Annotated in this window: 24 protein-coding genes; 17 read left to right on the forward strand and 7 right to left on the reverse strand. The window is 60.1% G+C overall.

The features are described from left to right. Positions 1 to 12 precede the first annotated feature (12 nt). The 4 genes from ACID345_RS00635 (at position 13) to aqpZ (ending at position 3,790) form a co-directional block, all read left to right on the forward strand. Entirely contained in the window at positions 13 to 906 is an 894-nt protein-coding gene (locus tag ACID345_RS00635) for a hypothetical protein (protein WP_011520930.1), read from the forward strand. A gap of 653 nt (positions 907 to 1,559) precedes the next feature. Next, entirely contained in the window at positions 1,560 to 2,153 is a 594-nt protein-coding gene (locus tag ACID345_RS00640; RefSeq protein ID WP_011520931.1) for a hypothetical protein, read from the forward strand. A gap of 152 nt (positions 2,154 to 2,305) precedes the next feature. Continuing rightward, on the forward strand, positions 2,306 to 2,956 hold the full coding sequence (locus ACID345_RS00645; protein WP_011520932.1) for an NADPH-dependent F420 reductase: 651 nt from the start codon (positions 2,306 to 2,308) through the stop codon (positions 2,954 to 2,956). A 93-nt stretch (positions 2,957 to 3,049) separates the two neighbouring features. Further along, positions 3,050 to 3,790 (forward strand): aquaporin Z, encoded by a 741-nt coding sequence (aqpZ, locus tag ACID345_RS00650; RefSeq protein WP_011520933.1) that lies wholly within the window; start codon positions 3,050 to 3,052, stop codon positions 3,788 to 3,790. Positions 3,791 to 3,797: 7 nt separating this feature from the next. Here the strand turns inward: aqpZ and ACID345_RS00655 are convergent, their stop codons facing one another. Together ACID345_RS00655 and ACID345_RS24950 are read right to left on the reverse strand one after the other, a co-directional pair. After that, positions 3,798 to 4,979 carry a pyridoxal-phosphate-dependent aminotransferase family protein gene (locus ACID345_RS00655; protein ID WP_228370712.1) on the reverse strand — a complete coding sequence of 394 codons (1,182 nt, stop codon included), beginning with the start codon at positions 4,977 to 4,979 and terminating at the stop codon, positions 3,798 to 3,800. Positions 4,980 to 5,016: 37 nt separating this feature from the next. Next, the gene (locus tag ACID345_RS24950; RefSeq protein WP_011520935.1) at positions 5,017 to 5,607 is read right to left on the reverse strand and encodes a TetR/AcrR family transcriptional regulator; all 591 of its coding nucleotides are present in this window, start codon (positions 5,605 to 5,607) and stop codon (positions 5,017 to 5,019) included. A 53-nt stretch (positions 5,608 to 5,660) separates the two neighbouring features. On the opposite strand from ACID345_RS24950, the gene ACID345_RS00665 reads away from it, so the two are divergent. Next, positions 5,661 to 6,344, forward strand: coding sequence for a hypothetical protein (locus ACID345_RS00665; RefSeq protein WP_011520936.1), 684 nt, complete (start codon positions 5,661 to 5,663; stop codon positions 6,342 to 6,344). On the opposite strand, the gene ACID345_RS27330 is transcribed toward ACID345_RS00665, so the two are convergent. Both ACID345_RS27330 and ACID345_RS00675 read right to left on the reverse strand, forming a co-directional pair. Then, complete coding sequence (locus ACID345_RS27330) at positions 6,286 to 7,530, reverse strand: hypothetical protein (protein WP_011520937.1); 1,245 nt, start codon at positions 7,528 to 7,530, stop codon at positions 6,286 to 6,288. The genes ACID345_RS00665 and ACID345_RS27330 overlap by 59 nt on opposite strands. A 30-nt stretch (positions 7,531 to 7,560) precedes the next feature. Next, positions 7,561 to 8,376 (reverse strand): hypothetical protein, encoded by an 816-nt coding sequence (locus tag ACID345_RS00675; protein ID WP_041855312.1) that lies wholly within the window; start codon positions 8,374 to 8,376, stop codon positions 7,561 to 7,563. A 118-nt stretch (positions 8,377 to 8,494) separates the two neighbouring features. Here ACID345_RS00675 and ACID345_RS00680 point away from each other — a divergent pair, with 118 nt between their 5' ends. The 9 genes from ACID345_RS00680 to ACID345_RS00720 all read left to right on the forward strand — a co-directional run bounded on the left by ACID345_RS00680 (position 8,495) and on the right by ACID345_RS00720 (position 19,809). Beyond that, positions 8,495 to 11,284, forward strand: a complete 2,790-nt coding sequence (locus tag ACID345_RS00680; RefSeq protein WP_011520939.1) for a valine--tRNA ligase — start codon at positions 8,495 to 8,497, stop codon at positions 11,282 to 11,284. 134 nt (positions 11,285 to 11,418) lie between these two features. Beyond that, positions 11,419 to 12,297, forward strand: coding sequence for a carboxylating nicotinate-nucleotide diphosphorylase (gene nadC / locus ACID345_RS00685; protein ID WP_011520940.1), 879 nt, complete (start codon positions 11,419 to 11,421; stop codon positions 12,295 to 12,297). Positions 12,298 to 12,419: 122 nt separating this feature from the next. Then, on the forward strand, positions 12,420 to 12,779 hold the full coding sequence (locus tag ACID345_RS00690) for a (2Fe-2S) ferredoxin domain-containing protein (protein ID WP_041856106.1): 360 nt from the start codon (positions 12,420 to 12,422) through the stop codon (positions 12,777 to 12,779). A gap of 78 nt (positions 12,780 to 12,857) precedes the next feature. Further along, positions 12,858 to 13,949, forward strand: a complete 1,092-nt coding sequence (locus tag ACID345_RS00695; protein ID WP_011520942.1) for a biotin--[acetyl-CoA-carboxylase] ligase — start codon at positions 12,858 to 12,860, stop codon at positions 13,947 to 13,949. A gap of 9 nt (positions 13,950 to 13,958) precedes the next feature. Beyond that, positions 13,959 to 14,783 (forward strand): type III pantothenate kinase, encoded by an 825-nt coding sequence (locus tag ACID345_RS00700; protein ID WP_011520943.1) that lies wholly within the window; start codon positions 13,959 to 13,961, stop codon positions 14,781 to 14,783. A gap of 82 nt (positions 14,784 to 14,865) precedes the next feature. Further along, positions 14,866 to 15,552 (forward strand): hypothetical protein, encoded by a 687-nt coding sequence (locus tag ACID345_RS00705; RefSeq protein ID WP_011520944.1) that lies wholly within the window; start codon positions 14,866 to 14,868, stop codon positions 15,550 to 15,552. A 17-nt stretch (positions 15,553 to 15,569) separates the two neighbouring features. Further along, positions 15,570 to 16,892, forward strand: a complete 1,323-nt coding sequence (gene rlmD, locus ACID345_RS00710) for a 23S rRNA (uracil(1939)-C(5))-methyltransferase RlmD (protein WP_187148915.1) — start codon at positions 15,570 to 15,572, stop codon at positions 16,890 to 16,892. A 13-nt stretch (positions 16,893 to 16,905) separates the two neighbouring features. Further along, positions 16,906 to 17,199: a YciI family protein gene (locus ACID345_RS00715; protein ID WP_011520946.1), complete on the forward strand. Its 294-nt coding sequence runs from the start codon at positions 16,906 to 16,908 to the stop codon at positions 17,197 to 17,199. A gap of 3 nt (positions 17,200 to 17,202) precedes the next feature. Next, positions 17,203 to 19,809: a ComEC/Rec2 family competence protein gene (locus ACID345_RS00720; protein WP_011520947.1), complete on the forward strand. Its 2,607-nt coding sequence runs from the start codon at positions 17,203 to 17,205 to the stop codon at positions 19,807 to 19,809. Positions 19,810 to 19,979: 170 nt separating this feature from the next. Here ACID345_RS00720 and ACID345_RS00725 read toward each other — a convergent pair whose 3' ends face one another. Genes ACID345_RS00725 through ACID345_RS00735 form a run of 3 tightly spaced genes read right to left on the reverse strand, consistent with a single transcriptional unit; the run spans position 19,980 to position 21,906 of the window. Further along, positions 19,980 to 20,264, reverse strand: coding sequence for a putative signal transducing protein (locus ACID345_RS00725; RefSeq protein ID WP_083763633.1), 285 nt, complete (start codon positions 20,262 to 20,264; stop codon positions 19,980 to 19,982). Between the two features lie 40 nt (positions 20,265 to 20,304). Beyond that, complete coding sequence (locus tag ACID345_RS00730) at positions 20,305 to 20,943, reverse strand: HAD family hydrolase (protein ID WP_011520949.1); 639 nt, start codon at positions 20,941 to 20,943, stop codon at positions 20,305 to 20,307. 36 nt (positions 20,944 to 20,979) lie between these two features. Then, positions 20,980 to 21,906, reverse strand: a complete 927-nt coding sequence (locus tag ACID345_RS00735) for a Dyp-type peroxidase (RefSeq protein ID WP_228370713.1) — start codon at positions 21,904 to 21,906, stop codon at positions 20,980 to 20,982. A gap of 41 nt (positions 21,907 to 21,947) precedes the next feature. Here ACID345_RS00735 and tgt point away from each other — a divergent pair, with 41 nt between their 5' ends. The 3 genes from tgt (at position 21,948) to secD (ending at position 25,226) form a co-directional block, all read left to right on the forward strand. Continuing rightward, positions 21,948 to 23,102 (forward strand): tRNA guanosine(34) transglycosylase Tgt, encoded by a 1,155-nt coding sequence (tgt, locus tag ACID345_RS00740; protein WP_011520951.1) that lies wholly within the window; start codon positions 21,948 to 21,950, stop codon positions 23,100 to 23,102. A gap of 177 nt (positions 23,103 to 23,279) precedes the next feature. Next, on the forward strand, positions 23,280 to 23,603 hold the full coding sequence (gene yajC / locus ACID345_RS00745; protein ID WP_011520952.1) for a preprotein translocase subunit YajC: 324 nt from the start codon (positions 23,280 to 23,282) through the stop codon (positions 23,601 to 23,603). Between the two features lie 15 nt (positions 23,604 to 23,618). Continuing rightward, complete coding sequence (gene secD, locus ACID345_RS00750) at positions 23,619 to 25,226, forward strand: protein translocase subunit SecD (RefSeq protein WP_011520953.1); 1,608 nt, start codon at positions 23,619 to 23,621, stop codon at positions 25,224 to 25,226. Positions 25,227 to 25,283 lie beyond the last annotated feature (57 nt).

Raw genomic sequence — 25,283 nt, forward strand, 5'->3', positions numbered from 1 at the left:
CGTGAACGTCTAATGAAGCAGATGATCCAGAAGCTCCTTCCCTTCCTGCTGCTGCTCGCCGCGGCTTCGGCGCAAACTGCGCCTGCAACCACTCCCGCTCCCGCCGCGACGCCGGCCACTACCGCGGCCTCCAACGACTGGCTCCCCAAACTTACCGGCGACGAAGACGCAACCGTCAAGAAAGCCCGCACCCTGCTCACCCAGATGATCGAGGCCCTCGGTGGCGACAACTACATGAACGTCACCACCATCGAGCAGACGGGCATAACCTACAGCTTTTACAACGGCAAGCCCAACAGCTTGGGCATCGAATTCCACCGCCTCTTCAAGTTCCCTGACAAAGAGCGCCTCGAACTCACCAAGCAGCGCGACGTCATCTACATCGAGAACGCCGACGTGGGATACGAAATCACCTATAAGGGCACGGCCATTCAGGAACCGAGCTCCTGGCGCGAATACGTCGGCCGTCGCAATTATTCGCTCGAAAACCTCCTGCACGTCTGGTTGAAGGAGCCTGGAACCCAGATCTATTACGAAGGCTCCGCGATTGCCGAACAGCGCATGACCGAGGTCGTCACCGTGATGAACGTCCACAACGAAACTGCGTCCATCTACATCGACCAGAACTCGCACCTGCCGGTGAAGAAGTCGTTCACTTACCGCAGCGTGCTCGACAAGCAGAAGGACACCGAAGGCGAGATCTACGGCAACTGGCGCATGGAAGGCCCGCTCAACACGCCGCACAGCATCGTCCGCACCCACAATGGCGACTACACCAACCAGCGCTTCATCCGCAACGTTACCTACAACGCGCCGATGGCAGATTCCTTGTTCGAAGCGAAACCGACCTACGATCCCTACGTTTTGGAACGCAAGCTCGACACGCGGGAACATCCGAAGAAGTAAACCTCACTTTTCTGCTTTATCTCCTCGTCTGTCCCATCACTGGCGGTTGCGACTGCTGACCATATCTCGCGTGACGATCATCACGTCCACGGGTGCTGGTCGTCACAGCCTATCCCCTCGCCCTCCGATACTGTGCTCCATGTGGGGATCACCCGAAGTTTCCACCTCCCGCCGCCCACAATGGCCGGCCACAGGACACGTGTCCCCAAACACCACCGTTTCTCTTCCTCGCGTAAGCCCACGCTACCGTCTCCCATTCCGCTACCCTCTCTTGTCATCCAGAGGAGGGCGCCAGCCCGACGTGGGATCTGCTGTTCTGCCGTGCGGGCAGCCCACACCAATCTCTCCCCCGCACCACCTTCTCCTGTCATCCTCGAGGCGCGTCCGTCGCGCCGAAGGATCTGCTGTTCTACTTGGCGTAAGCCGACCCCACAGCCTCCGTCTTCACTACTCTCTCTTGTCATCCAGAGGAGGGCGTCAGCCCGACGTGGGATCTGTTGTTCTGCCGTGCGCCAGCCAGCGCCACCCTAACTCCTTCCCCCTCAATATTTTCCCCGTAACCCCCGCGCCCTCAATATTTTGCGCGGAAAACACCCTCTAACCTTCAGAAAACAAAGAACCGCTTCCCCCGGTAGGGGTACCAAGGAGTTAACATGGCTATCAACCTCTGCAACCACATCAAAGCCAACGGAACCGGCTGCGAATCACCCGCCCTGCGCGATCAGGACTACTGCTACTTCCACACCGCGCACCGTCAGAGCCAGCGCCGACAGCGCCGTGCCGCCCGCCTGAACCTCCCGTTCCAGCTCCCGCTGCTTGAAGACGCCGCCTCCATCCAACTCGCCATCAACGACACGCTCAACGCTCTCCTTGCCGGCCAAATCGACCACAAAACCGCGGGCTTGCTCCTCTACGGCCTGCAAACCGCCGCCATCAACGTGCGCCACATCGACCTCGATGTCTCCGGCTTCGACCGCCAAGCCGCCGAATACGACGACGACGAAGCCGACCTCCTCGAAGAAGAAATCGCCGCCGACATCGCCGAAGAAAAGAAACTCGAAGTAGTCGCCGCCAAAAAAACCGAACGCGAAACCGCAAAAACCGCGGCGAACACCGCGACTCTCCCCGGGAAAAAGCCCGCCGCGCGCGCCGAAACCGCCGCTGCCGAATCCAAGCGCGCCGTCGGCGCCAATCCCACTTCGCCAACCGCACCAAAGTCTCAGTTGCGCAGCGACGGAATGAAATAGCCCACCACGTGAGTGGTGGGAAAACGGAGACGAAGGAAAGAAGCTAAACAAAAGGTCGGAGTCCCATTCATGGGACGGCATTCGGGGCCGCTGCCTTTGTTGAATCGTTCGTCGCACCTGTGCATCTTTTGCCGCTGGAGGCTTTCGCGAACATGAAGATCGGAATTCTTGGTTCTGGCGCCGTTGGACAAACTTTGGGATCTGGCTTCCTGAAGCACGGGCACGAAGTCATGCTCGGCTCGCGTGATCCTCGGAAATCGGAAGTACAGGCGTGGGTGAAAGCAAATGCTGGCGCGAAAGCCGGCGCCTTCGCCGAGGTTGCCGCGTTTGGCGAATTCCTGGTGTTGGCTACGCTCGGCGTCGCGGCCGAACATGCGCTGGAGATCGCGGGACTGGCAAACCTTGCCGGCAAGACCGTGATGGATGCGTGCAATCCCATCGCGGAAGGGACGCCGCCGCAGGAAGGCGTTTTAAAGTTCTTCACTGGGCCGAATGAATCGCTGGCCGAGACGCTGCAACAGAAGTTTCCCAAGGCGCACATCGTGAAAGCGTTCAACAGCGTCGGAGCCGCGCGGATGGTGAATCCACACTTCGAAGAAGGCGTGCCCACAATGTTCTATTGCGGCGATGACGACGCGGCGAAGAAGCAGGTCGCCAAATTGATCCAGGAACTCGGATGGGAACCCTTCGACTGCGGTGGAATTATCGCGGCACGAGCGATTGAGCCGTTGTGCATGCTGTGGTGCATTCCCGGGTTCACCCGAAACCAGTGGACGCACGCGTTCAAGCTGCTGGTGAAGTAGCGCAGCCACTGGCAATAGTTCCAGATGCGGGTAGCTGGTCTCGCGCGTAGCATTCCTGCGCTCTCGGGCACACTGCCGGAGACGGAGGATTGTATGTCGCTCACGAAGCGGGCGGTTGCTGAGTTCTTCGGGACGTTTTGGCTGGTATTCGGGGGATGCGGCAGCGCCGTGTTGGCGGCCGGGTTCCCAACCCTTGGCATTGGATTTGTTGGTGTGGCCCTGGCTTTCGGTTTGACCGTGCTCACCATGGCATACGCCATCGGGCGCATCTCCGGATGCCACTTGAACCCGGCGGTGTCTGTAGGCCTGGTGGCGGCGAAGCAGTTTCCGGCGTCGGAGTTGTTGCCCTACATCGTGGCCCAGGTAGTGGGCGCGATTGCAGCGGCCGGCACGCTCTACGTGATCGCCAGCGGAAAGCCCGGCTTCGAGCTGGGTGGATTCGCGTCCAACGGTTACGGGGAGCACTCGCCCGGCGGTTATTCGCTGTTAGCGTGCTTTGTCGCGGAATTCGTACTCACGGCGTTTTTCCTGTTCGTGATTCTCGGGGCCGTGGACAAGCGCGCTCCGTTAGGATTTGCGCCGATCGCGATTGGGCTTTGCCTGACGCTGATTCACCTGATCTCGATTCCGGTCACGAACACGTCGGTGAACCCGGCGCGCAGCACGGGACAGGCGATCTTCGTCGGGGGATGGGCGTTGAGCCAGTTGTGGCTGTTCTGGGTGGCCCCACTCGCAGGGGGCGCCGCCGGCGGCCTGCTCTTCTCGACGCTCTTCGGCAGCACCGAAGAAGAGATGTTGACGCGAGTGGCGAAGGCCGCCGAAAAAGCGCAGTAGACGGGCTTCAGTTCGAAACCGCTGCCGTGGTTCGCGAGCGCTCGAGTGCGTTGGCGAAAACTTTCAAAAAGTTTTCGACGTGCTCGGGCGTGGCCAGCGGACCCATGATGCCGATGCGAAAAACTTTGCCGGCAAGTGGGCCGAAGCCGCCCATAATTTCGATGCCGTGTTCGTCCATGAGGAGCTTGCGGACCTTTGCGTCGTCAACACCTTCGGGCACGCGCGGCGTGTTGAGGTTCACGATGCGGTGCTCGGGCGCGACGTGCATCTTCAGTCCGAGTTTCTCGATGCCGCTCACGAACGCGTGATGCATCCTGCGATGGCGTTCCCAGCGGTTCTCGACGCCCTCTTGTGTAATGAGCGAAAGGGCTTCGCGCAGAGCGTAGAAGAGAGTTGCCGACGCAGTGTGATGGTAACGATGCGAGACCTTGTAGTAGTCGTTGAGCAGCTTGAGGTCGAAGTACCAGCTGCGGTTGGGCGTCTTGCGGGCTTCGATGTATTCGGCAGCTCGCGGTGAGACGGTAATCGGCGAGAGACCGGGAACGCAGCTCAGACCCTTTTGCGTGCAGCTGTAAGCGATATCAATGCCGGTTTCATCCACCTTCACTGGCATCGCGCCAAGAGAAGTGACGACATCGGCTATGACGAGCGCACCGGCATCATGCGCGGCTTTGCAGATGCCCGTCCCTTGCTGGAACGCGCCAGTCGAGGTTTCGGCTTGGACATACATCACGACCTGCGGCTTTTCGTGGGCGATGAATTCCGCGGCTTCGGCGTCGGTGAAGACTTCGCCCCAAGGCTTCTCGAGCCGAACAACATTGCCGCCGTTGCGCTTCGCCATCTCCGTCATGCGGTCGCAGAAGAAGCCATTGGCGAAGACGCAGACCTTGGTTCCGGGCTCGACGAGACTGGAAATGGCAGTTTCCATGCCGCCGCTGCCGGTTCCGGAGATCGCGAACGTCAGCGGGTTCTTCGTGCCGAAGACGGTGCGGAGCATGTCTTGCACGGCTTCGCTGGTCTGGAAGAAATACGGATCCATGTGGCTGACAATGGGTTGGCTCATGGCCGCGTAAACACTCGGAGCAACTTGGGTTGGGCCAGGGCCGAAGAGAAGACGCTGCGGAGGATGGATAGAAGAGTTCGTCGTCATAGGAATCTCCGGCGCGAGAAGCACACGGTCGCGCTGCATCAATCTTCCGCCTTTTGCGGTTCGGCTGGCAAATGGATCAGCGATTCGCGGAGACGATTGCGGGAGTGATCAGCGAGCTGAAGAGGTCTTGCAGTTCGTTGGGAGTTTCACGGGAACCGTTCTCGAGCCAGCACTCGATGACGGTGAGCAGAGTCGCGGCGATGAAGCGTGCGAGCGCGCTCTTGCGTAAGCCGGTGAGGCGATCGAGGTCGATTGCCTGGCGCGCGCGAGCTTCGAAGCACTCGCGCAGGACTAACGGTGCGGTTCCGCCGCGCGGGCCCATGAAGGCGCCGAAGATGTCGGGCATTTGTTGGATGTGCCCGAAGAACGGTGTGGCATAGATCACGCATGGTGAATTTGGCTTGATGATCAGCATGGGAGCGACGATGCGTTCGAACTGGGAGCGCAGGAGATCGTCTTTCGTGGCGTAGTGAGCGTAGAAGGTGGCGCGTCCGACGGCGGCCTTCTTGCAGATGTCGCTGATACGGATGTCGCCGTAGCGGCGGCGATGCAGCAACTGAACAAAGCCGCTGTCGATACGGGCGCGGGTGCGGCGCACACGTTCGTCGCGGATCTCCTGGCTGCGGAGATGCGAGACATTTGCAGATTTCTGTTTCGCAAGTGCCATGAGTGCAGTGTTTCCCATTGCGACGCGGCTAGCGGGTTTATAGCATCGCGGCCATGACGACGACAACCAACGATCCGATCCGCCGAATTCTTGCGGTCGCGCTGTTCGCATTTCCGTGCCTGTTTGTGCTCGTGTTCCTGATGCACTTTCATCACGGCGCTGACTTCTTTCACTTCCATCTGCACTATGTGCCGCGGGATCCGGCGCGGGTGGTTGCGGCGCTGGTTGCCGCGCAGAACCGTTGGCCGATGGTGCACGATCCGCACATCCTCGGGTACCTGTCGCTGCCGCTCATCCAGCTTTGCGCGTTCGCGTTGTACACAGTGGGTCGCACGCGGCGTCCGATGGCGAGCGCGTTGGCGATGATGACGACCGTGACGGGGACGATTTATCTCGGCGGCGTGTTTGGGATGTGGACAGCGTTCTATCGCGGGCTGGGGAATGTCGATCCATCGCAGACGCAAGGGGCGATCGCGACATTCACGGCGATGACAGCGAACCAGGGAGCGTTCCTGATGACGACGACACTGGCGAAGCTGGCGATGATTGGGCTGGGCGCGCAGGCGTTGACGCTGATCGGGCGGATTCCCGCTTGGGCAGTGGCGTGCATTGTCGCAGGCGCGGTGTTGTTCCTGCTGTTCTGGGACCTCGACAACTGGATGACGATTGGAACGCTGCTTATGTGTGCGGGGTTTGTTCCGGTGCGTCGGGCTTTGCTGGCGGAGGAGCCGGCGTAGCGTCGGGATTGGGAGCAGGTTCGTCGGCAGGAGCAGGCTTCGCTTCGGGCTGCGCTTCTGATGGTGGGTTCTCGGTCGCAGGCGGAGTCTCAGGTTTAGCGGTTGCGTCGGGCGCAGGTTCGGTCTGGTTCGGTTTCTCGTCTGGTTGAGGCGTGGTAGCGCTCGGAGCCGCTGGCGCTTCTGGCGTAGGCTGCGCATCTGCGGGCGGGCCGACATCTGCCGGTTCTGGTCCGGCGTGCAACTGCGGTTTGTGTTTTTCGGCCTCGGCGGCTGCGGCCTGGTCGGCGATGGCGCGCTGGATCTGATCGGTCGCGGTGCGGATGGGAGCGACGACGGTTTCGGAGGCTGTTGCGGGTGAAGTTGCGGTGGGCGCTTGCGTCGGGGATTCCTGGGCGACCGCGGGTTCAGCGGCGATTGACTTGGTCGCGCCCCATGCGAACTGCGTGCTCAGCTCGCACTGCGAGCTGTTCATGGTGACCATGGTATCGCCGGAGTCGTGGTCTTTCGCGATTGGCAACAGAACGGTCTGGTAGGCGCCTTGATCGTTCGCCTCGCCAGCGTTGGTCACATGCTGGTCGAAGGAGGTGCTGATGACCTTGATGTCCTCTTCGGGATGGAAGCCGTGGCCGATGACGAGAGCCATGGTGGCGTCGGGCCGGAGGAGGACGGTTTCAAGCGTGCAGTCGTGATCGGTGACCGTGCTCGGGTTTGGGATGACTTCGCCGATGGCGATGGGCTTTTCGTCCTGATCGGCGATGACGAAGCGGCTGGGCTGTCCGGGGCGGTCGCTGAGGGCGACATTGATTTCGGAGCCTGGGCCGCCTGGACATTCCTTGTTGTCAGGGTTGCAGTGCAAGACACCTTTGTCGTCCACTTGCACGGCGGGAAGCAGTAGATGAGGCGCATCGGCGCCGAGCTCCCATGCCATGAAGAGGTAGGGCTTGCCGGCTTCGAGCCCAGCGGAACTTAGGGAGTAGCGGACCTTTTCGACGCCGTTGACCTTGACCTTGTCGATGCGATTAAAGAGCAGAGAGGCGAAACGGTCGGGCGGATTGCGGAACATCTGTTCGAGGCCGACTTCTTTCTGGATCCATTCCTGATCGTCGGGCGCGGACGGTGCCGGAGGCGCGGACTCCTGCGCCAGAAGTGGCGAGAGCAGGAGCAAGACCGAGAGCAGAAGACGCATGGGAAACCTACAGCGAATACTATCCCAAACTTACTGCGGAGTTGGCTTGGGAGAGGTTGGGGCCGCCGCTGGCGTTGCGGCTGCCGGCGTCTGTGCGCCCCAGTGGAATTGCGCGCTGGGTTTGCATTTCGCGCCCTGCACGGTGACGGTGGACATGCCATCGTCATGGCCTTTTACGCCGGGAAGGTCGATGGTTTGGAATTCGCCCTTTTCGTTGGCGGTGTAGCTGTTCTCGACTTTGTCGTCGTAGGAAGTGCTGGTGAACTTCAGGGCTTCGCCGGGCGTAAACCCTTGCGCGGAGATGACCGTTAGCGCGGCACTGGGAGCCAAGATAGTGACCTCAATCGTGCAGGCCTGATCGGTGCCTTTGATGGGCGTGGGAATCACTTCACCCATGGCGACGGGGGTTTTGTCCTCGGTAATAATGAAGCGCGTTGGCATGCCTGGGACGTCGGGCACGGCGACAGCGACCGCGGCTCCGGCGCCACCGGGACAGTCGGTGCGGTCCTTGGCGCAATGGAGGAGGCCGTTGGCGTCCACTTCGACCGCGGGCAGTCCGACTTGCGGCGACTTGGCACCGAGAGGCCAGGGCATGAGGCTGTACTTCTTCGTAGGATCAAGCTTGGGAGCGTTGATGGAGTAGCGGATCTTGGTTTGTCCGCTGTCAACTACGCTGTCGCCGCGATTGAAGGAGAGCCGGGACCACTTTTCCGGTGGATTCTGGAAGGTCAATTCGATGTTGACTTGCTTCTTCAGGAACTCCTGTTGTTCGGCCGTAGGCTGGTCTTGAGCGGCGACGACACCAACGCCACAGAAGAGAAGGATGATCGCGACACAGATACGCATAAGCGGGAAATGTAACATACGGCGCCTACCAGTGGCGCAGTGATTTCACGCGGGTTTGACCCTCGTACCTCAGCCCCGTAAACTCAAAGATTAACCTTATTGCACTGATAGAGACGGTATGGCGCACGAGCTTCCTAAGGCATACGAACCATCTGCGATCGAGCATCGCTGGGCCGAGTACTGGGTCCAGGAAAAGCTGTATCACGTCGAAACCCCCGCCGAGAACGACCACACGCCGACGTTCACATTGTTGCTGCCGCCGCCAAACGTAACCGGGCGACTGCACATGGGGCACATGCTGAACCACACGGAGATGGACATCATCATCCGATGGCGGCGCATGCGTGGCGAGCGGACGCTGTGGCTACCGGGCACGGACCATGCGGGCATCGCAACGCAAATGATGGTGGAGCGACAACTGGCGACGGAGGGAAAGAACCGTCGCGAGATTGGACGTGAGAAGTTCCTGGAACGCGTTTGGGAGTGGAAGAAGGAGTATGGCGGGGCAATCACGTCGCAGATGCGTCGGATTGGCGACTCGGTGGATTGGGACCGCGAATACTTCACGATGGACGACCATCTTTCGGTCGCGGTGAGGGAAGCGTTTGTTCGGCTGTATGAGCAAGGGCTGGTGTATCGCGGCAAGTACATTGTGAATTGGTGTCCGCGTTGCGGGACGGCGATTTCGGACCTGGAAGTAGCGCACGAAGAGACACAGGGAAAGCTGTGGGAGATTCGGTACCCGGTTGAGGGTACGGATGAGTCGATCGTGGTGGCGACGACGCGGCCGGAGACGATGCTGGGCGATACCGCGGTTGCGGTGAATCCGAAGGACGAGCGTTACACGCACCTGCACGGCAAGATGGTGCGACTGCCGTTGATGGACCGGCTGATTCCGATCATCCTCGACGAGCTCGCGCAGCCAGAGTTTGGGACGGGCGCGGTGAAGGTGACGCCGGCGCACGATCCAAACGATTTCCAGGCGGGACTGCGGCACAACCTGCCGCAGATTGATGTAATGGACGAGCACGCCGTGATGAACGAGAACGCCGGCGGCTATCAAGGGCTCGATCGCTACGAAGCGCGTGAGCAGATCGTGAACGACCTGCAGGCACAGGGGTTCCTGGTTGGGATCAAGGACCACACGCTGGCGCTGGGGAAATGCAGCCGCTGCAAAACGATCGTGGAGCCGCGGCTATCGACGCAGTGGTTCGTGGCGGTTAACAAGAAGCCAAATCACGGCGGCATGAGTTGGGCCGAGGCGGCGATTGCGGCGGTGGAGCAGGGACACATTCGCTTCACGCCGGAGAATTACAAACCGATCTTCCTGCAATGGATGCGCAACATCTACGACTGGTGCATTTCGCGGCAGTTGTGGTGGGGGCATCGCATTCCGGCGTGGTACTGCGAGGAGTGCAAGGAAGTCACGGTCGCGCGCACCACGCCCGAGGAGTGTTCGAAGTGCGGCGGCACGAAGCTGGATCAAGACAATGACGTGCTCGATACTTGGTTCTCGTCGGGCATGTTGCCGTTTACGACCTTGGGGTGGCCGGAGAAGACGCGCGACCTCGAGGTGTTTTATCCGACGTCGCTGCTGCTGACGGCATTCGACATCCTGTTCTTCTGGGTGGCGAGGATGATCATGATGGGTTGCTACTTCATGAGCGGGCCGAACCGTCCGACGGAGATCGCGGGCGGCAAGGAGAACGAGCTCAAGGAGAGCATTCCGTTTAAAGAGGTCTATATCCACTCGCTGGTGCGCGACGCCGAGCGGCAGAAGATGTCGAAGACGAAGGGCAACGTGGTGGACCCGATCGACGTGCTGAACAAATTCGGCACGGATGCGGTGCGCTTCACGCTGGCTTCAATGGCGGCGCCGGGGACGGACATTGCGTTCAGCGAGAGCCGTACGGAGAGCTATCGGTCGTTTGCCAACAAGATTTGGAACGCGGCGCGCTTCATCTTTATGAACGTGGACCGTGCGGCGGAGAAGGGCGTGTGGTCGCTCGAGGAATTCGCGAAGACACAGCCGAAGGGCGAGGGATTGCCCGGATTCTCGACCGAGACGCTGGAAGATCGCTGGATTCTTTCGCGCTTCAATAAGGTGGCGCGCGAGGTGAGCGAGGCACTGGAGACCTACCGGTTCCACGAGGCTTCGCACGTGGTTTATCACTTCTTCTGGGGCGAGTTCTGCGACTGGTATATCGAACTGACGAAGCCGCGGCTGGAAGCGGACGAGGCGACGGCGCGGAAGACATTCGCGAATCTGCTGGCGGTATTTGAGGGCGCGCTGCGGTTGTTGTCGCCGTTTATGCCGTTCATCACCGAGGAGATTTGGCACGCGATTTATGACGGCAAGCCACCGTTGAAGTCGATCTCGCTGGCGGAGTATCCGAAGGCGAATGTGGCGCAGATCAGCGATGAAGCTGAGACGGAGATGGCGATCTTGCAGGACCTGATCCAGGCAGTGCGCAATATTCGATCGGAGATTGCGGATATCAAGGCGCAGCCGAAAATCAAGGCAGGGATTGAAGTGTTTGCGACGGCGGAGATCCAGCAGTTGGTGGAGCGGAACCGCGGGGCTTTGGAGCGGCTGGCAAATGTGTCGGAAGTGAAGTTTGTTGGAGAGTCGCTGGCGAAGGCTTCATTGGCGCGCAGCACGGCACGGTTCGAAGTACGCGTGGTGTATGAGCAGAAAGTGGATGTCGCAGCCGAGCGCGAACGGCTGTCGAAAGAGTTGAAGAAATTGGAAGGCGAGTTCGCGAACAACCAGCGGCAATTGGGGAATGAGAACTTCCTGCAGAAGGCCCCGGCGAAAGTGGTGGAAGGATTGCGGACCCGTGAAGGGGAGTTGAAGGTGCTGATTGAGAAGGCGCAGTCGGCGTTGAAGGGGTTGGAAGGAAAATAGGCGGTGCGGTGCGCCCGCAGAACAGCAGATCCTTCGCTTCGCTCAGGATGACAGGAGAGAGCGGTGGAGATGCGGGCGGTGGGGTTGGCTGGCCGCGAGGCACGATACACTAGGTAGCCGAAGCGAGAGGCACTGTGGACTGGAACAGCCGTCGGGTTACTGCGGTTCTTGAGAACGCTCTTACCGAAGATCGCGCTACGCGTGATGCGACTACTTACGCTTGTATTGATCCCAACCAGCGAGCTACGGGCACGTTGATCGCGAAAGAGGATTGCATCCTTGCGGGGATTGGCGCGGTGCAGCGCATTTTCGAGGTGTACGCGATGCTGGATGGGGCGGTGGTTTCGCACCCTGAGGTCACGACGCATCCCGAGATCTTCGATGGGGTACGGCTGCGCAAGGGGCAGACAGTTGCGGTGATCCGGCACAATGCACGGGTATTGCTGTCGTGTGAGCGCGTGATTCTCAACGTCATTCAGCGGATGAGCGGGATTGCGACGGCGACGCGAAGGTTCGTGGATGCGATTGCCGGGACGCACGCGAAGATTCTCGATACGCGAAAGACGGTGCCTGGACTGCGCGTGCTCGACAAGTACGCCGTGCGGTGCGGTGGCGGCACGAACCATCGGCTGGATCTTTCGGATGGCGTGCTGATCAAGAACAACCACATTGCGCTCGCTGGGAGTGCGGTGGAGGCATTGGATCGGGCGATCCGGAACCGTCGTGGCGAGCAGCCGATTGAGATAGAAGTGCGTTCGCTGGAAGAACTCGAGCAAGTGCTGGAGAAGGGCGCGGAATCGGTGCTGCTCGACAACATGACGGCCGAGGATGTGCGCACTGCCGTGGAGCGCGTGAAGAAGCTCGATCGCTCGGTACCGCTGGAGGCTTCTGGCGGGATTGTGCTGGAGAATGTGCGGTCTTACGCCGAAACTGGAGTTAACTTTATTTCGGTAGGTGCGTTGACACATTCGGCGCGGGCGGTGGATTTGAGTTTGCGGATCATGCCTGCTTAAAAGCCAAAATCTTTGAGCACGAAGGACACGAAGGTTTCACGAAGGAGATTTTGGGATTGTGTTTCCTTTGTGGGAACTTCGTGTCCTTCGTGTTTAGAGATTTTTTCTTTAGAATCGGGACAATGCCTAAGTTTCAGAAGCACGTTTTTATTTGCCAGAACCAGCGGCCGGCGGAGCACCATCGCGGGTCTTGCGATCCTGGGGGGACTGGCGAATTACAGAAAATATTCAAGAAGAAGTTAGCCGACCATGGAATTCGCGGAGACCAGGTTCGGGCGAACAAGTCCGGATGTTTGGAGCAGTGCGAACATGGGCCGACCGTTGTGGTGTATCCGGAGGCGGTGTGGTACGGCGGGGTGCAGGCCGCGGACGTGGACGAGATTATTGAGTCGCACATTCTGGGTGGGAAGCCCGTCGAGCGGTTGCTGATTGCGGATGAGTGCTTGAATGCGGAGAAGTGTGCGCATCGTCCGCGGAAGTAGTGGTGTGACGATAGGGGTCCTTCGACTCCGTTTCGCTTCGCGATACTCCGCTCAGGATGACAGAGTAATTCTTTTGCCATGACCGACTTCCCCACGGATAATGCCGGTATCGCACGCAGCGGACAAAATCGCGACGCTATGGAAGGCACGCTCACGGATGAGCGCCTGGGGCATCTTGTGCGCCTGCTCGGCGATCATCCGACTGTGGTGATGAGCGGGACCAAGATTGCGGATGAGTTGGGCGTGAGCCGGTCCGAAGTGTGGAGGTTGATTGAGCACCTTCGCGAGCTGGGAGTGCAGATCGAGGGGCATCCTGCGACGGGATATCAACTTGGCGCGATTCCGGACTTGCTGTTGCCGGAGGCGTTGGAACCACAGATCAAGGGCACACTGTTCGCGCACAACGTTCATCATTATTTCCGGATTGGGTCGACTAACGTTGCCGCAATGCAGGCAGGGGCTGCTGGGGCACCGGAGGGGACAGTCTTCGTCGCGGAAGAGCAGACCGCGGGCAAGGGGCGCGGCGGGCACTCGTGGCACTCGGTGGAGTCGGCGGGAATTTATTGTTCGGTGCTGCTGCGGCCCCGCGTCGCTCCGGCCGATGCGTTGATCCTGGCGCTGGCGGCGGGCGTGGCGACGGCGGATGCGATCGCGAGCGTCACCGGATTGGCGCCGGACTTGCGCTGGCCGAATGATCTGTTGTTCGGGCTGAAGAAGTTTTGCGGAATCCTGACCGAATTGAATGCCGAGGCGACGCGGGTGCGGTATGTGGTGATCGGCGTCGGGATCAACGTGAATCACCAGGAGTTTCCGGAAGAGATCAGCAAGGTTGCGACTTCGCTGAGGCTGGAGAGCGGAAGGGTGTGGTCGCGCGTGGAAGTGGCGGCGGCGCTGCTGAAGTCTCTGGACCGCGTTTATGCCGAGTTGCTGCGTGGCGGTGCCGAAGCGCGGCGCGGGATGATTGCGCGGTTCCAGGAGATGTCGTCGCTGGCGAAAGACCGTCGGGTGTTCGTGGAGGAAGATGGCGGCTATGCGGGAACGAGTGCGGGATTGGATGAGCGCGGGTTTCTGCAGGTGTCGACGAACCACGGGAAGTCGGTGCGGACGGTGCTTTCCGGTGGAGTGCGGTCGATTGAAGATGTAGAGGGAATTCGGCAGTTGCACCACTGAGATCAATTCATGCTGCTTGTACTGGATGTAGGGAATACCAACACGGTGCTCGGGGTCTTTGAAGCGACGCCGGCGGAGAATGGCTCGTACACGTATGGACGGCTGATCGCGCATTGGCGCGTGGGGACGATCCGCACGCAGACCGTGGATGAATATGGTGTGCTCTTCCGCAATTTGTTTGCGATGGGCAACGTAGATTTCAAGGTGATCCACGGGATCATTATTTCGTCTGTCGTGCCGCCGATGGATACGACTCTGCGCAGCGTGTGCGAACGGTACTTCGCGTTGAAGCCGCTGTTCGTAGAGCCGGGCGTGAAGACTGGAATGCCGGTGCACTACGACAACCCGTCGGAAGTGGGTGCAGACCGGATTGTGAACAGCGTAGCGGCGTTCGAGAAGTATGGCGGACCATGCATCAGCGTTGATTTCGGGACGGCCACGACATTTGATGTGGTGTCGGCGAAGGGCGAATATCTCGGTGGCGTGATTGCGCCGGGGATTGGCATCTCAGCGGAGGCGCTGTTTCAGCGTACGGCGCGGCTGCCGCGCGTGGACATCAAGCGGCCGACAAAAGTGATGGGTACGAACACCGTGAACTCGATGCAGTCGGGGTTTTACTGGGGATATCTGGGGCTGGTGGATGGGATCCTGGAGCGACTGGTTGAGGAAATGGGCGGGAACGTCAAGATTGTTGCGACGGGCGGATTGAGTCCGCTGATCGGCGCGGGATCGAAGTACATTAAGGATGTGGACGATCTTCTGACGCTGGATGGATTGCGGATTATTTGGGAACGCAACCAGAGCAACACACGCAAGCGCGAACACGGCAAGTGAACATCGGTTATATCGCGCTCCGAGGGGTGTTACTGACGTGACGACAACCTTCCGGCCGGCTTGTGATTGAATAGCTGTACTCGTGGAAAACTACTTCAACTACTTCACGGAAATCGAGGAGCATTTCCAGCGCCGTCGCGGGTCGCTGCTGATTCTGTCTACGCTGGATTGGGCGTTGATTGAGACGTGGAAAGATGCGGGGATTCCTCTTGAGGCCGTGCTGCGCGGGATTGACGCTACGTTCGATGGGTGGGAGAAGAAGCCGAACCGGACACGCAAGGTGAACGGGCTCGCGTTTTGCACGCAGGAAGTGCTCGGCGCGGCTGAGCAAATAGCGGAAGCCGCAGTGGGAGCGGCGCCGGCGGAGAAGAAAGAGTCTGGCCTGGAGCAGGGGCAGGTGGCGAAGTTTCTGCTGGCGAATGCGGTGAAGTTGCGAAAGCTCGAATTGCCGGAGCCGGCTTTCACGCTTGCCGGACTCACCGCAAATACGCTCACGGAACTTGCAGGCAGCGTAATGAAGGACAGTGCCTTCCGTGCGGAAGACCTGGAACGGCGATTGACTGTCGCAGAAGAGAAGCTGTTCGCTGCGCTGCTGGCGGCGACGGCGGATGATGCGATTGTCTCGGTGCGAATTGAAGCGGACCGCGACCTGGCACCGTATCGCGGCAAGATGACTGGACCGCAGATCGAGCAACTCCACAAGCAGTACATCCACAAGCGCATTCTCGAGCGTTACAACGTGCCACGACTCAGCCTCTTCTACATGTAAGTGCGTATGATGTTGTGGTGGAACTGAAGATCGAAAAATTGATCTACGGCGGTGATGGCCTAGCGCGCATGCACGATGCCAAGCTGGGGCGATCGAAGGCCGTGTTCCTGCCGTTTGTCGCGCCGGGTGAGACCGTCGAAGCGATCATTCGGGAGCAGAAGCCGGGATTCGCGCGGGCGCAGGCGGAGAAGGTGCTTCAGCCTTCCGAGTTTCGGCAGACACCGCCGTGCCCTTACTTCTTCAAATGCGGTGGATGCCAATATCAACATTTGCAATATGCCGAGCAGGTGAAGGCGAAGGCCCAGATCCTGGAAGAGACGCTATCGCGGACTGCGAAGCTTAAGCTCGAACAACCAATTCAGACGCACGCGGCCGAGCCGCTGGGTTATCGCAATCGAACGCGGATGCGGGTGAGTCATGTGCCGCAGTTTGCGATTGGGTATTACCGCTTCGGATCGCATTCATTGCTGCCGGTAGAGCAGTGTCCGATCAGTTCCCCGCTGATTAATCGGGTGCTGCAAGGGTTGTGGGCGGCGGGACGCGAAGAACGGATTGCGCGCGAGGTGCGCGAGGTGCAGTTCTTCGCGAACCACGACGATTCGCGGTTGCTGCTGGAGTTGTACATCGATCATCACGCGGAGCCTGATGCATTGCAGCCGATGATTGAAACGCTGCGTGGGAAGATGCCGGAGATTGCCGGAGTCGCGGTGTTCCGGGGCGCACCGGCGGACGACAGCGAAGATCAACGCGCGCCGTTGACGCGGGCGAAGGCATCGCCCGGAGTGTTCTTTGGCGAGCGCTCGCTGAGATACAAGACGAAGCGGCATGAGTACCAGGTGAGTGCGGGAGCGTTCTTCCAGACCAACCGGTTCTTGCTCGACGAGATGGCGGAGACGGTAACGCGCGGGCACAGCGGAAAGCTGGCCCTGGACTTGTATTCCGGTGGCGGGTTCTTTTCGCTGCCGTTGGCAGACCAGTTCGAGAAGGTGATCGCTGTGGAAGCTTCGGGACATTCGCAGGCGGATTTGAAGACGAATGCCTTGCGGAATGTGAAGGCCGTGCGCAGCGGGACCGAGGAGTTTTTGCGCGGTGAGGGGCGGCAATTGCGGCCGGATTTGGTGGTCGTGGATCCGCCGCGGGCGGGGCTGGGGGAGAAGACATCACATTTAATTGGTCGAATGTCCGTGGGACGTGTGACGTATGTCTCTTGCGATCCAGCCACGTTATCGCGTGATATGAAGGTGCTGGTAGAATCCGGATTCCGCGTGGAAGAGGTGCATCTGTTCGACCTCTTTCCGCAGACCTACCATCTCGAAAGCGTGCTGCACCTGGTGCGCTGAAGTCGGAGCTGTTATGTACGCACTCGCCATCATTCGTTATCGGCGTCCTTTGGAAGAAGTCGTCAACGTGACCAACGCGCACCGCGCTTATTTGGGCGAGTTGAAGGCGCAAGGAATATTGATTGCATCGGGACCGTTCGATCCGCGGATAGGCGGAGGGTTGCTGCTGCGTGTGCCGGACGGCGACGTGGCAGGAACGCTCGATCGCGTGCGCGATAACGATCCGTATGTGAAGAGTGGCATGGCGCAGTACGAGCTGCTGGCGTGGAATCCGGGGATCGGCAAAGAAGAACTCGACAAGCTTTGAGATGTGAACTCCCCCGGGCCCACTGACGTTCCGCGCTCTCCTTTCTGCGGCGGCAAACAACCGCTGTTTCTTACGGCGTTGGCGTTTGGCTGCGGCATCCTTGCCGCGCGATTTGTCTTTCACCCCTCAAATGCCTGGCTGATCGCTGCGCTGCTGGTGGTGGCCTGCGCGATTGGGTTGCGCAAGTCGCCGACGGTCGCGTTTGCGGGGATGATGCTCTCGGCCGCGATGGCTGGTGGGCTGGCGCATGAGCTGCGCGGGCCAGAGGGCGTGGACTATCCGCAGGCGATGAGCGATGGAGAGTGCACCGTTACGGCACACGTGGTGCGCGATGGCGTGTTGCAGCGCGGGATGTTCGGCGGGCAGCAGCAGTCGGTGGACCTGGAGACGGAGCGAGTGCAACTGGCCGATGGAAGTGGGTTCGGGAGGCCGGTGGGATTGCGGCTGTCGGTGTACGCGCGGAAATCCGATTACGAGGATGAAGAGCAGCAGCAGGCAGGAGTGCTGCCGATGCCGGTGCTGCGCTATGGGCAGCGGGTACGGCTGACGGCGAAGCTGCATGAGGCGCGGAACTACAAGAACCCGGGAGCGTGGGACTATCGCGGATATTTGCGGGCGCAGGGCATCGAGTTGCTGGGAAATGCGCGGGTGAGTTCGGTTGAAGTGCTGCCGGGTTTTGGCGGAAGCCGGTGGAAGCAGTCGCAGCATCGGGCACGGGCGGCGGTGCTGGCGAAGATCCACGAGATCTGGCCGGCGGAACAAGCAGCGCTGTTCGATGCGATCGTGATTGGCGAGCGCTCCGAGCTGGGCAGTGAATTGAAGACCAGTTTCCAGAGTACGGGGACGTTTCACATTCTCGTGGTTTCAGGGATGAACGTCGGGATTTTGGCGTTTGGATTTTTCTGGCTGTTCCGACGCATCCGCATGGGAGATGTGGTGGCGACGATCTGCACGCTGGCGTCGTCGTTTGCGTATGCGTGGCTGACAGATTTGGGGTCGCCGATTTTGCGGGCGGTGTGGACCCTGACGATTTATCTGCTTGCGCGCTTGTTGTTCCGGCAGAGTTCGCGGCTGAATGCGATTGGCGTGGCCGCGCTGGTGATCCTGGCTTGGTCGCCGGATGCGTTGTTCGACGCGAGCTTCCAACTGACGTTCTTGTCGGTGGCGGTGATCGCGGGCGTGGTGGTGCCGTGGATCGAGAGGACCTCCGATCCTTATCGCAAGGCGCTGCAAAACCTGAATATCGTGCGCGCGGACCGCGGGTATCGGCCACAGCAGCAGCAATTCCGGCTGGATCTGCGGATGATCGGGGGACGGCTTGCGCGAGTCCTCCCACACCGGATCGTGCGGCCAATGTTGACGACACCATTCCGCGTAACGTTTGCGGCGTATGAGCTGCTGCTGGTTTCGTTGCTAATGGAGTTCACGCTGGCGCTTCCGATGGCGGTGTACTTCCATCGCGTGACGCTGATGGCGCCGGTGGCGAATGCATTGGTGGTGCCCCTGACCGGTGTGCTGATGCCGGCGTGCGCGGCGGCAGTGTTGCTGGGATTTGTGTGGTTGCGACTGGCGAGATTGCCGGCGATGGTGGCGCTGTGGTCGCTGAAGGCGATTACGGGTGCGGTGGCGGTGCTGGGGCATTTGCGGGTGTCGACGGGGAGAGTGGCGACGCCATCGCTCGTCGTTGCGTTGAGCGCTGCCGTGGCGATTGCGCTGGCGATGTTGCTGGCGCGGCGGAGGTGTTGGCTGGCAGCGGTCGGGAGCCTGGCGATCATTGCTTCTGGTGCGGCGGTTCTCTTCATCGTTCCGCAACCGCAGCATAAGTCCGGCGCGCTGGAAGTGACGGCCATCGATGTGGGGCAGGGTGATTCGCTGTTGCTGGTGTATCCGAATGGGCAGTCGATGTTGCTCGATTCGGGTGGACCGCTGGGTGGGTCGCATTCCGACTTTGACGTGGGCGAGCAGGTGACTTCGCCGTATCTGTGGGCGCGTGGAATCAACCGACTCGATGTTGTCGCTTACAGTCATCCGCATTCGGACCACATGGGATCGATGGCGACCATCATTCGCAACTTCCGGCCGCGGGAGTTGTGGCTGGGATTTGCGCCGCCGGTGAGGGATGTGGAGAACGTATTGCAAGCCGCGCGGGAAGAGCATGTGACGGTTCGGTTCTTTCGCACGGGAGATCAGTTTGGTTTCGGTGGGGCGAATGTACGGGTGCTGCTGCCTCTGCGAGACCAGGAGCCGCACATGCCGCCGAAGGATGATGATGTTCTTGTGCTGAAGATTGCATATGGGAAGACTTCAGCGCTGCTGATTGGGGATTCGCATAAAAAGGAAGAGCGGGAACTGATCGACCTCGCGCCAGAGGCGGATCTGTTGAAGGTGGCGCATCACGGGAGCAATACGTCGAGTTCGCCGGAGTTCCTGGCTGCGGTGCATCCGAAATTTGGGGTGATTAGCGTGGGGGCGAGGAACTCGTTCAAGCATCCGCGGCCGGAGGTGCTGGAGCGGCTGGCGTCGTTTGGGGTGCAGACCTATCGGACGGATATGGCGGGGGCTACGACGTTTTATCTGGATGGAACGAACGTGAGCGTCGTGCGGAGATGATGTGGGCTTACGAGGTGGTGTGAGCGATAGGGATCCTTCGACGGAGTTTCGCTTCGCGAACTCCGCTCAGGATGACAGGAGTTAGTATCGTGGTGCGACTAAATACCACAGGGGCTAAAGCCCAACGTTCAAGAAGTGGCGTTTACGGCACGGCTGAAGCCGTGCCCTTTCTACGCTGTGGGTGGTTCTTCTTCGACGGCGGCTTCGTCGTCGGTGGTGGGCTGGTTGCGGAAGGCTTCGATGATTTCGCGGGCTTCGTCGGCGCGATCACCGGGGACTTGGACGACAACGCCGCCGACGCCGGGGAGGATGTCCTGCTGGGCGTCGAGCGAGATGACGAGGGCGTCGATGCCGGCGGATTCGAGGAGGCCCTTGACCACCAGTGCTTCTGATTCCTGCTCTGTATCGAAGACGCGTACCAGATCGCTGTTCGGTGTTGGTTGCGTTGCCATCATTCCTCCCGTTACTACGATGCAGTTTGGAATCGAAACGATCTTAATCTGCGCATTTGCGTTCGGCTAGAGGGACGCCGAGGCGCTCGACGGCCTGGTAGGCGGTTTCGGTTTCGCCTTCGAACAACTCAGCGTGCATGCCGACGGCGCGAGCGCCGTCAATATTGGGCTGCTTGTCGTCGAAGAAGAGGGACTCGCCGGCGCTGACGTGGAGAGCCGCAAGGACGGCGCGGTAGGCCTCCGGCTCAGGTTTCACGGAGCCGATATCGCAGGTGTAAATCTGGGCGTCGAAGCGGTTGAGCCAATTGAGGCGCTGACGCATGGCGTGGAGCATGTCGCTTTGCATGTTGGAGAGAATGCCGATTTTCAGGCCAGCGGCTTTGGCTTGCCATGCGAATTCGAGCATCTCGGGATTGGCCTTGGTCCACTGTTCGTTGTCGAAGGCGATGAGGCGGTGAACGTCGGCATGCGAGATGGTCTTGCCGAGATGTTCCGCTACAGCAAACCAGTAGGTTTGTCCGGTGTAAACGGCGCGATCGTAGTCGAGGCGGAGGTCCCAATAGGGCTCCTGGAATTGTTCGACGGAGACGTTGAAGACCGAGGCGAGACGCGACCAGTCGTCCTCCGTCGGAGAAAGGGAGAGGACCATGCCGTAATCGAAAACGATGGCTTTCAACTGCATGAATCTATGATGCCTGAAAAATTTGGCGGCGGCGAATCAGCTCGCAGCTTCGTCCGGCCGCAAGCGGCGGAGACTCTCGACGGAAGGCACGAAGTAGTACGAGCCGGTGAGTGGCGTGGTGAAGCGGGTGAGGGCGTCGCGGGTGCCGTTGACGAGGCCGGCCATGCTGTCGAGCATTTTTGCGAGGCGCTGTTGCTCGCAGGTAAAGCCGACAAACATGGTGCCGTGATCCTGGACGCCTCCGTAGGGCATGTTGCGGCGGAAGACCTTGCCAAAGTCGTCCTGATCGGTGCGGGCGACGTGCGAGTCTTCGGGCTTGTCTTCAATTTCGGTGCTGTCGAGCTTGAGGCGGCCCATGATCTTTTCCTGGCGCTCGACGGGCAGGGCTTCCCATTCGGCGGACTTGTGCACCCATTTTTGCAGCAACAGGATGGATCCGGCGGCGCCGGGAGTGCCTTCGGGGATGAGAGCGGCGGCGGGTGCGTCGAGGAGCGAAGGATTCTCGGAGCCGTCGATGAAGCCGGTGAGGTCGCGGACGTGGCGATAGGGCCAGCTTGCGGTTTCGTCGGCGAGCTTGGCGAGGCCGTCGAGGTCGCGGATGACGTCCCGCGCCATGTCGAAGAGGACGTCGTAGGCACTGCCGGAGAGCCAGACCACGGCGTCGTGTTGGGTGGCCGGCATTGCGAAGCCTTCGATGCCGTTGATGGGAGCGTTGAAGCCCTTCACATCGGTGGGGATATCACCGGGAGTCAACTTGCGCCACAGCTCTGGGCGGAAGCCTATGACGAAGTTCACGCCACCGGTGGTGGTGCGTGGTTCGTGGATGGCGGCGAGCTTCGCGGCAAATTCGTCATGCTTGGTTGCGTCGAGAGCGTCGAACTCGAGGTAGGCGTGGGACGACGTTCCGAGCGCGAAGATGCCAGCTTGCGGCGTGTACATGCGGGGATTATAGCGACGGATCACCGGTGTACGGCCGTGACCAATACCTTTGGACAGTAGAATAGATGTCGATGTCCTTCTCCTTCCAAGTTGAAGCCACCCAGGGTGCCGCCCGTGCGGGGCGGATGATCACGCCGCATGGCGAAGTGGAGACGCCGGTGTTTATGCCGGTTGGCACAGTGGCGACGGTGAAGGGCATTCCGCAGGATTTGCTGGAAGAGCTGGGCGTCCAGATTCTGCTCAACAACACCTATCACCTGTATCTGCGGCCGGGGGTGGAGCAGATCCGCAAGCTGGGCGGGACGCACAAGTTCATGTCGTGGGACCGCTCGATCCTGACGGATTCGGGCGGCTTCCAGGTTTTCAGCTTGAGCGAGTTGCGCAAGGTGACGGAAGAGGGTGTGTCGTTCCGCTCGCATCTGGATGGGTCGTCGCATTTGTTTTCGCCGGAGAGCGCGATGGCGTCGCAGATCGGGATTGGCGCGGACATCATCATGGCCTTCGATGAGTGCACCGAGTATCCGGCGGAGCGGACGCGGACCGAGCGCTCGATGGAGCTGACGCTGCGCTGGGCGGAGCGCAGCAAGAATGCCTTCGAAGCCCATAAACATGAGGTGCCGTGGTTTGCGGAGCGCGGGAAAAAGTCGCAGGCGCTGTTTGGGATCGTGCAGGGTGGCATGTTTCCCAATTTGAGAAAAGAATCGGCAGAGCGGACGGTCGAGATCGGGTTTCCGGGATACGCGCTGGGCGGGTTCAGCGTGGGCGAGCCGCGGGAGAAAACTGCAGAGCTGGTGGCGAATACGGTTCCGTTGTTGCCGGAAAATAAGCCGCGCTACTTGATGGGCGTGGGGTATCCCGAGGAGATTGTGCAGTACGCCAGAATGGGCATCGACATGATGGATTGTGTGCTGCCGACGCGGGCGGCGCGGCATGGGCTGCTGTTTACGTCCGAGGGCAGGCTCACGATCAAGAACCAGCGGTTCGCGAGCGATGAGGGGCCGTTGGATCCGAATTGTTCGTGCAAGGTTTGCAAGCGCTATTCGCGGGCGTATTTGCGGCACTTATACGCGTCGAATGAGGTTCTGGCGCAAGTACTTAACACGACGCACAATCTGTCCTATTACCTTGACACCATGCGACGGGTGCGGCAGGCTATAATACTTGGGGAGAACTCTGTTTCCCTCCCTGTTGTGCGGTCGCCGCATCTGAGCGCCACCTAGTCGTACGTTGCTCGTCTGATTGGTGTTCGGAGAGTCCCCTCAATTCACAGGGAACGCCGGAGTCGCAAGCCTGAGGTGTGGGCTGTCCGGCGGGAAGCGTCCGAATAGCTTGTGTCTCGAAGTCCCACTCTGCGGACAGCGTCTGTCGGATGGGGCACCCGGTGAAAGTCTCGAAGAATGACGAACCTTTTAGCAGTGTTTTGGCAGGCTGTGGGCGGGCAATTTGGTGGCAGCCTGATTTTCATGGTCGCGATTTTCGCGATCTTCTATTTCCTTCTGATCATGCCGCAGCAGCGCCGCCAGAAGAAGTGGCAGCAGATGCTCGGCGAGTTGAAGTCCGGTGACAAGGTCGTCACCACGGGCGGAATTCGTGGCGTCATCTTCTCGGTGAAGGACGATGCCCTGGTTTTGCGGGTCGCGCCGGACAACATCAAGCTGGAAGTTACCCGGCAGGCAATTGCGTCGGTCATCACCGAAGATAAAGAAAATTCCAAGTCTTAGCAGGCAGCAGTACTCATGAAGAAGAACCTTACCTGGAAAGTTGTCGTCATCGTTGCCGTCCTGTTGGTGTTTGCGTTTGGCATTATCGGCAATCCTGCGGAAGTGAAGTGGGACAAAGAAGGGCTGAAAACTGCCCTGATGAACCGCATTCACCTCGGCCTTGATCTTCGCGGCGGCACCCACCTTATCCTTCAGGTGGTGGTGAACGACGCTGTCAACGCCGAGACCGATCGCGCGATTGAGCGCATCAAGGAAGACCTTGCCAACAATAAGGTCACCTATAGCGACATCACGAAACCTGATGCCGCGAATGCGCCAGAACGCATTGCGATCAAGGGCATTACGCCCGATGGCGCGACCACGCTGCGACGCGTCTCAGACGAGCGGTTGCCGGAATACAGCTTTGGCAGCGGTCCCGAGGGCAGCTACACGCTGACAATGAAGCCGGCGCAGCTGAAAGACTTGAAGGACCGCGCCGTACAGCAGGCGATCCAGAAGATCCGCGAGCGCGTGGACAGCCTCGGCGTGAGCGAGCCGGTGATCCAGGAACACGGCCTCGGCGATTACCAGATTCTCGTGCAGCTTCCCGGCGTGGATGATCCAGCGCGTGTGAAGGAAGTGATGCAATCCACCGCGATGCTGGAAATCCGGCAGGTGTTTGGTGGACCGTACTCGAAGGAATCGGAAGCTGCGCAGGGGCAAATGCAGCAGCCGGACACAGTGGTCCTGCCGGGCAAGAGCGAAAGCGATCCCGGAACCCAGGTCTTCTACCTGGTGGCGCGCAGCTCGGCGGTTGCCGGACATGATTTGCGCCAGGCGCGCGTTGGCCGGGACCAGAACGGCGGCGCGAACGTCCAGTTCAACCTGACCCGCGATGGCGGCGTGCGGTTCTCGCAATTCACCAGCGCCCACGTGGGCGACAAGCTGGGCGTGATTCTTGACGGCAAGGTGATGGAAGTCGCGAACATCAAGTCCGAGATCAGCGACTCGGGCGAGATTGAAGGCCGCTTCACCGACCAGCAGGCCAGCGATTTGGCCCTGATCCTCAATTCGGGCGCATTGCCGGCGAGCATCAAGTACCTCGAAGAGCGCACCGTTGGTCCGTCGCTGGGTATGGATTCGATTCGCCAGGGCGTACGTGCTGCGATCATCGGCTTCGTCGCGGTGATCATCTTCATGCTGATTTACTACAAGGGCGCGGGCATCAACGCCGACCTGAGTTTGCTACTGAACCTGGTAATTTTGCTTGGGTTCATGGGCTACTTCGGCGCGGTGCTTACGCTGCCGGGCATCGCGGGTGTGATCCTGACCGTCGGTATGGGTGTGGACTCCAACGTCCTGATCTTTGAGCGCATTCGTGAAGAGCTGCGCAACGGCAAGACGCCGCCTTCGGCAGTGGAGCAGGGATTTGGGCACGCGTGGTTGACGATCATCGACACCCACGTCACCACGATCGTTTCGGCGATCATCCTGTTCCTGTTCGGAACCGGCCCGGTAAAGGGATTCGCGGTGACGCTGAGTTTCGGTCTGTTCGCGAACCTGTTCACGGCAGTATTCGTCTCGCGTGTGATCTTCGATTCGATCCTGAATCGCCATCAACGCGGCGAGGCATTGAGCATTTAGTCATACGGCGGGAGCGAGTCTCCCGCCCGCAGTATCCGACAACCAGATTTGAGGCTT

It is taken from the genome of Candidatus Koribacter versatilis Ellin345 (assembly GCF_000014005.1).
Taxonomy (GTDB): domain Bacteria; phylum Acidobacteriota; class Terriglobia; order Terriglobales; family Acidobacteriaceae; genus Korobacter; species Korobacter versatilis_A.